This is a genomic window from Desulfosarcina cetonica JCM 12296, assembly GCF_001311845.1.
Taxonomy (GTDB): Bacteria; Desulfobacterota; Desulfobacteria; order Desulfobacterales; family Desulfosarcinaceae; genus Desulfosarcina; species Desulfosarcina cetonica.
In genome coordinates this window covers 1-6,035 of the sequence record NZ_BBCC01000280.1, presented here as the reverse complement: position 1 = coordinate 6,035, position 6,035 = coordinate 1, and the positions used below count along the sequence as shown (strand labels likewise).

7 protein-coding genes and 1 pseudogene are annotated in these 6,035 nt (G+C 60.1%); all 8 read left to right on the top strand.

The window, feature by feature from the left end; genetic code table 11:
- On the top strand, positions 1-265 hold a 265-nt coding region (locus JCM12296_RS31890; protein WP_304512176.1), incomplete at its 5' end, for a biotin/lipoyl-containing protein.
- A 114-nt stretch (positions 266-379) separates the two neighbouring features.
- Positions 380-565, top strand: coding sequence for a hypothetical protein (locus JCM12296_RS46490; protein WP_054701589.1), 186 nt, complete (start codon positions 380-382; stop codon positions 563-565).
- Positions 556-1,937: pseudogene (locus JCM12296_RS31880) on the top strand (acetate--CoA ligase family protein); the annotation flags it as partial. The gene JCM12296_RS46490 and the pseudogene JCM12296_RS31880, both read left to right, overlap by 10 nt.
- A gap of 39 nt (positions 1,938-1,976) precedes the next feature.
- Complete coding sequence (locus JCM12296_RS31875) at positions 1,977-2,489, top strand: acetate--CoA ligase family protein (RefSeq protein WP_054701583.1); 513 nt, start codon at positions 1,977-1,979, stop codon at positions 2,487-2,489.
- Between the two features lie 87 nt (positions 2,490-2,576).
- Positions 2,577-3,008 (top strand): VOC family protein, encoded by a 432-nt coding sequence (locus JCM12296_RS31870; protein WP_054701581.1) that lies wholly within the window; start codon positions 2,577-2,579, stop codon positions 3,006-3,008.
- Complete coding sequence (locus JCM12296_RS31865; protein ID WP_054701578.1) at positions 3,005-4,582, top strand: PAS domain-containing sensor histidine kinase; 1,578 nt, start codon at positions 3,005-3,007, stop codon at positions 4,580-4,582. Before JCM12296_RS31870 ends, JCM12296_RS31865 begins: the two co-directional genes overlap by 4 nt.
- On the top strand, positions 4,563-5,261 hold the full coding sequence (locus JCM12296_RS40585) for a response regulator (protein WP_054701575.1): 699 nt from the start codon (positions 4,563-4,565) through the stop codon (positions 5,259-5,261). The genes JCM12296_RS31865 and JCM12296_RS40585 overlap by 20 nt, the downstream gene beginning before the upstream one ends.
- Positions 5,258-6,035: alcohol dehydrogenase catalytic domain-containing protein (locus JCM12296_RS31855; RefSeq protein ID WP_054701572.1), on the top strand; the 778-nt coding region annotated here is incomplete at its 3' end. The genes JCM12296_RS40585 and JCM12296_RS31855, both read left to right, overlap by 4 nt.

Below are 6,035 nucleotides of genomic sequence, written 5' to 3'. Positions count from 1 at the left end.
ACCCACCCCGGTACCGGCCGCACCGACATCGGCCGCCATGCCGCCGGCCGGTGAGGGCGTGGTGACGGCCCCCATTCCCGGCCTGATCCTCGAGGTCAAGGTCCAGGTGGGAGATACGGTGTCTTCGGGACAGACCGTGGCAACCATGGAGGCCATGAAAATGGAAAACAATATCTGCAGCACCGTCAGCGGCACGGTGAAGGAAATCCGCGCCGCCAAGGGCGCCGCCGTGGCGGCGGGCGACGTGATTATGGCCATCGGATAAACCGCCACAAAGGCTTTGGGAAAAGATCGGAATTATGAATTCCGTAACATGCGGGGGTAACATTTATCGGGCTTTTTACGAATCCGTCAACATTAGGAAATCCGGGAGGCGTCAATGAAAGCAAAGGCCGCGCGGCAAGTTTGCCAAACCTACATTTCGCAACAGGCGGTGGTGATCCCCGAGCATGCGTCCAAAAAGCTGTTGGGCGGCTATGGCATCCCGACGCTCCCGGCGTATTTGTTCCCACGGCGGCCGAGGCCCCTGCGGCCGCCGCGCAAATCGGTTACCCGGTGGTGGTGAAAGTGGCATCCACTACCCTGCTGCACAAGACCGAACGGCAGGCCGTACGCCTGAACATCACCGATGACGCGGCCCTGATCGCGGCCTGCCGGGCCATGCAAGCCCAGTTCTCCCGGCGCGGTGAAGCCATTGACGGGTTTCTGGTGGAAAAGATGCTGCCGGCCGGGACCGAGTTCATCGTCGGCCTGCAAAACGATCCCCAATTCGGACCGGTGGTGATGCTGGGGACCGGCGGGACCCTGATCCACCTGCTCGACGACGTGACCTTTCGCCCCCTGCCGGTCAACCGGGCCGACATTGTCGCCATGATGGGCGAAATCAAGGGCCGGAAATTGATCGACGGCCACCGCGGGCAGCCACCGCTAAGCGCTGAAGCCCTCATCCGGGCCATCGCCGCGGTGGCCCGGTTTGGTTGTGATGCCGCCGGGCTCTACCAGTCCGTGGATCTCAACCCCGTGGTGGTCGATGGCCACACGGCCGTGGCCCTGGATGCCAAGATCGTGCTAGCCGAACGCGCCGAGGAGGTCTCACTGGAGAGTGAACCTCCCCGCACCGATCATCTGGAGAAATTCTTCCAACCCCAACGCGTGGCCCTTTTGGGGGCTTCCACCACCCCCGGCAAGATCGGTTACGCGGTGGCCGACAGCCTGATCAATCACGAATACAAGGGCACGGTCTATCCCGTCACCCTGGGGGGCAAGGCGGTATTCGGCCAAAAGAGTTATCCCAGCCTGGAAGCGCTCCCCGCCGGCGTGGATCTGGCCGTGGTGGTCGTGGGCCTGACGATGGTCCCGGACATTCTGGACCAATGCCAGCGCCTGGGGATTGACGCGGTATTGATCATTTCCGGCGGCGGCAAGGAACTGGGCGGAGCGGCCATGCAGCTGGAACAGACGATCCAGCGCAAGGCGCGGGAGCATGGCATCCGCGTCATCGGTCCCAATTGCATCGGCTGTTTCGATGCCCACAGCCGCTTCGATGCCTTTTTCCAGACCCACGAGCGAATGACACGTCCGCCAGGGGGCAATATCGCCTTCATCACCCAGAGCGGAACCTACGGCTGCAGCTTCATGGAAGCGTTTGAGCACATCGGCATCAATAAAATGATCTCCTACGGTAACCGGGTGGAGGTCGATGAGGCCGACATGATCGCCTTCCTCGCGGAAGATGATCGCACCCAGGTCCTGGCCGCCTATGTCGAGGGGTTTGGCGATGGCCGCAAATTTCTGCAAACGGCCCGATCGATCATCCGCCGGCACGCCAAGCCCATCGTGGTCTACAAATCCGGGCGCAGCGACAGGCGGCCCAGGCGGCCCAGTCCCATACCGGGGCCTACGGCGGCAGCTACGGTGTCTGCAAAGGGGCCTTCAACCAGGCCGGCATCCTGACCGTCGACACCTTCGAGGAGCTCGTGGCGGCCGCCAAGGCCCTGTCCATGCAACCCCCGGCCCGGGGACCGGCCATCGCCATGATCAGCAACGGCGCCGGTCCCATGGTCAATGCCATGGATCTGTTCGACCGCCACGGCCTCACCATGGCCACCATCAGCCCGGACACCATCAAGAAAATGGAGGCCCATTACCCCTCCTTTTACATCTGTAAAAATCCGGTGGACGTCACCGGTTCGGCCACCTCGGCGGACTATCTCTACGCCATGGAGCGGCTGGTGGATGATCCCGGCGTGGACATTATCATGAACTGGTTCGTTTTCCAGGATACGCCGCTGGACGAAGGGATTGTCGATGCCTTGGCGCAAATCCAGCGCCGATCGAAAAAACCGATCTTATGCGGGGCGTCGGGTGGTCCCTACACCCGCAAACTATCGCTGGCCATCGAAGCCGTGGGCGTGCCGGTTTTCGAATCGGCCCATTTATGGGTCGTCGCGGCCAGCATCCTGGCGAAATGGGGACAAACCTGCCCATAAAACGGGCTGCATCCCCTCCCCCACGGCCCGCTTCTGTCTTGAAGGGCCGCTCAATTCTTTTCTGTGCGCCGAAAAGGAGAAAACAAGATGAACTGGAAAGATCTGGCCGTCCACCATATCGGCATAGTGGTCGCCGATATCGAAGCCGCCAAAACACCGTACGAAACGATCTTCGGCATGCAGCCCGTGAAGATCTTCGATGTGAAGGCATTCTCGGCCCGAGTGGCCTTCCTGCCGGTCAAGAATACCTACATCGAACTGGTGCAGCCCACCAATCCCGACGACGGACTGGGGCGCTTTCTGAAAAACGGCGGCGGCCTGCACCATATCTGCTACGAAGTTGACGATATGGCGGCGACGGTGGCAGAGCTCAAGGCCCGGAAGGTGCGTCTGATCCCCGGGGAACCCCAGTGGACGCCCTGCTTCGAAAAGACGCTTTTTCTACACCCCAAAGACACGGGCAACGTGTTGATCGAGCTGGTGCAAACGGCGACCTGCCCCCTACCGGCCATGCAATGATACCCGCCAAACGGCAACGGGAAGAGATCGGCACCTGTCCGCCATCTTCCCGGGCGGTGGATCCGTTCGCGGCATTGGCTGAGCGCTACCTGGGCCTGCAGCGCGAGTACAACGCCTATAAGGAACACAACGAAGCCCTCAAAGCGGCCAAGAAGCGCTTCTACAGCCTGCTGAACCACACTCGCGACGGCATCTACACGTATCATCTGGGCATCCAAAAATATGTCTATACCAATCCGGCCTTCATCGACATGTTCGGCCAGCCCTGCAAGGACATCGTCACCACGGACTCGGCCATCAACCGGATTCTGCCCAAGGACAGGGAGAAGTTCAGGAACAAGATCAGCCCCGGGTCCCTTCAGAACAGTACCGGCGATGGGATCGAATACCGCTTGATGGCATCGGACGGAAGTATTTGTTGGATGCACGACCGGTGGGTGATTATCCGGGATCGTGCCGGTCAGCCCCGGGCGATCGAGGGCATTGTCCGCGATATTACCGAGATGAAAACCATCATCGGCATCAAGGACCATCTGGTCGGTATTTTCGAAAGCTGCATGGACGCCATCGTGGTGACCGATGCCAGGGGGATCGTCACCCAGGCCAACAAGGGTGCCGCGGCCCTGTTCCACATGCCGCGCAAGCATTTTATCGGCCGCTTCATCGGGGAAATCATCCGCAACCAGCTCGACGGTTACGCGGACATCTTCCAATTGATCTTTTCCCATGCGCCCACTTCCAACTATGAGCTGGAAGCCCAACTGACCGACGGGCGGGTGATCCCGCTTCTGGTCTCCTTCTCATTCTTGGAAGATGAGGAAAACAAGCCCATCGGGACGATCATCTACATGCGCGACATATCGGCGCGCAAGGAGACGGAAGAACGGATCCACACCCTTTCGCGGCAGTTGATCCGCACCCAGGAGATCGAACGCAACCGGATCGCCAGGGACCTGCACGATCATCTGGCCCAGGACCTGTACTCGATCAATATCCGCTTGAAGACATTTCTCGCGGGCCTCGATTCCCCGCCGGAAGGATACGATGATCAGGCCCATGCGTTGATGGCGACATTGCAGGATACCATCAACAATGTGCGCAAAATGGTGTTCAATATCCACCCGACCGGCATGGAGACCCTGGGACTGGTCAATGTTCTTCACGGACTGTGCCGCAATGTGGCCAAGCTTTCCGGCCTGCACGTGGATTTCAAAACCGCTGGCATGGACCACCTGAAAACCGATTTTGAATTGAACAGCGCCGTCTACCGGCTGTTGCAGGAGGCACTCAACAATATCCAGAAACATGCCGGCGCGCGCAACGTTATCGTCCGTCTGGTGTTTTCACATCCCGATATTATTCTGCGTATCGAGGATGACGGCAAGGGTTTCGATGGGTACCGCCACCTTGAACGGGCCGCGCAGAAGGGCTGCATGGGCATCTGGAGCATGCGCGAACGGGTAGGACTGCTGAGCGGAAAGATGACCATTGATTCCAAACCGCGCAGCGGGACGCGGATTTTCGTCGAAATCCCCTATTTTCAGGGTGATCCGGATGAGCAGCAATTTGCCTGATCGAAAAACCGTCCTCTTGGTGGACGATCATCGCCTCTTCCGCGGCGGGCTGAAACTGCTCCTCGCCCGCAATCCGGTATACGCGGTCGTGGGCGAAACCGCCACCGTCGAACAGGCCTGCCATTTCGTGGATGCATCGGCGCCGGAAATCATCCTCATGGATATCGCCCTTCAGGGGCATAACGGCATCGACGGGACGCGGCGGATCCTGCGCCACGCGCCGGAGGCCAAGGTCATCATGATCAGCATGTACGCCAAGATCGACTATGTCGTTCAAAGCCTCAAGGCCGGCGCGGTGGGCTACATCGTGAAGGACAGCACGCCGGATATTCTCTTGGAGGCCTTGAACGCCGTTACCAAGGGGCAATACTACTTCGATCCGACCATATTGAACGAAATCGTTCAGGTATTGCTGGATCTGCATATCCGCACGCCGGCCATCTCCGATTCGCGCTATGGTGAATTGACACCCCGTGAACAGGAGGTGATGCGCCTGGTGGTCAAGGGCCTCTCCTCCAAGGCGATCGCCGCGAAACTGTTCATCAGTCCCAAGACGGTTGAAAATCATCGCACGAAAATCATGGAAAAACTGGGCTTGAGCACGGTGATCGATCTGGTGAAATACGCCGTCAAGCTGGGCATCGTCGACGTTCAAACCTGGACAGGTCCATCGCCATGAAGGCCTTTGTCATGCACGCGGTGGGTGAAACCGGATTCATGCGCAAACCGATCCCGCGACCGGGGGCCAATGACGCCGTGGTCAAAACCGGTGTGGCGCTGGTGTGTACCTCCGATTGCCATGTGGTCAATGGTTCCGTCGGCAAATCGCTTGATCTGACCCTCGGCCACGAGGCCACCGGCGTCGTTCACCGGCTGGGCGAGGCGGTTCGATCGGTCCGGGTCGGGGACCGGGTGGCGGTGAATTCGATCACGCCATGCTATACCTGCCATCATTGCCAGCGGGGCTGCTCGAGCCAGTGCGGCGGGTTGCTGGGCGGGTGGAAATTCTCCCATCAGCGGGACGGGGTCTTTGCCGATTTTTTTCTCGTCAACCACGCGGATGCCAATCTGGTGGTGATCCCCGATGAAATCAGCGACGAAGCCGCCTGTTATACCAGCGACATGATGTCCACCGGTTTTGCCGGGGCCGAGGCGGCGAGGATTCCATTGGGCGGCACCGTGGCCATTTACGGCCAGGGTCCCGTGGGATTGATGGCCACCGCCGGCGCCCGTCTGCAAGGCGCCGGACAGATCATCACGGTGGACAAACGGGCCAACCGGCTGGCGCTCTCCCGATTTTACGGTGCCGATACCACCATTGATTTCACCGAGGTGGATCCGGATGAAGCGATCATGGACCTGACCCGGGGCGTGGGGGTCGACGCGGCCATCGAGGCGATCGGATCGCAGATGGCGCTCGACGCCTGCCTGCGCGTGATTCGCCCGGGCGGCG

Excerpts from the sequence above, each read along its gene's own strand:
- JCM12296_RS40585 (WP_054701575.1), top strand. The coding sequence starts at position 4,563 with ATGAGCAGCAATTTGCCTGATCGAAAAACCGTCCTCTTGGTGGACGAT.
- JCM12296_RS46490 (WP_054701589.1), top strand. The coding sequence starts at position 380 with ATGAAAGCAAAGGCCGCGCGGCAAGTTTGCCAAACCTACATTTCGCAA.
- JCM12296_RS31870 (WP_054701581.1), top strand. The coding sequence starts at position 2,577 with ATGAACTGGAAAGATCTGGCCGTCCACCATATCGGCATAGTGGTCGCC.
- JCM12296_RS31865 (WP_054701578.1), top strand. The coding sequence starts at position 3,005 with ATGATACCCGCCAAACGGCAACGGGAAGAGATCGGCACCTGTCCGCCA.